Genomic DNA, 604 nt, shown 5'->3' on the forward strand with positions numbered 1-604 from the left:
CTAATTTTAACGCAATTGATGAACTTAGCCTTTATTGGCCCAATGAAGCACGCAGGTCCGTACAGTCGGCTTAACTTCTAAAGGAACTTCACGATACTCAAACGTACCAAGTTCATCTTTAGCAACAATTTGCCCTTCATTATAATCAGCTTTTGCACACACACAGCGTGCTTCATTTTTTTCTTCATCCAGTAACCAGAACGAGTTTAATAGCGCTGCATTATCAGTTTTAGTAATTTGAATACCAGTAATCATGTCGACCTCCACTTTCAGGTAGGATTAAGATGAATTTCATAATTTAACTGTCGATTATATATACTCTAAATAGTTCAAGATGCAGGTAGGCAACAAGCAAAGATAGCCAAGGAGCATAGATAACTATGTGACTCGGTTAGCTAAGCGCAGTCAACAACCCTGCATCTTGAAGTATGACGAGTATAGTGAGATTGCAACTTGAAGTATAAGGGCTATCACTCCCAATGGAGCTTCGTATGAATATTAAAACCCGCTTAAAAGTTATGTTATTTTTACAGTATTTTGTCTGGGGAAGCTGGCTAGTCACACTCGGCGCCTACATGATCAAAACACTAAATTTTTCTGGTGC

Annotated in this window: 2 pseudogenes; one reads left to right on the forward strand and one right to left on the reverse strand. The window is 38.7% G+C overall.

The window, feature by feature from the left end:
- Positions 1-57: 57 nt before the first annotated feature.
- Positions 58-255, reverse strand: a pseudogene (locus ABN217_RS19750) (autonomous glycyl radical cofactor GrcA); the annotation flags it as partial.
- Between the two features lie 236 nt (positions 256-491).
- Here ABN217_RS19750 and ABN217_RS19755 point away from each other — a divergent pair.
- Positions 492-604: pseudogene (locus ABN217_RS19755) on the forward strand (MFS transporter); the annotation flags it as partial.

Source organism: Proteus sp. fly-1067 (assembly GCF_040139345.1).
Taxonomy (GTDB): Bacteria; Pseudomonadota; Gammaproteobacteria; order Enterobacterales; family Enterobacteriaceae; genus Proteus; species Proteus vulgaris_B.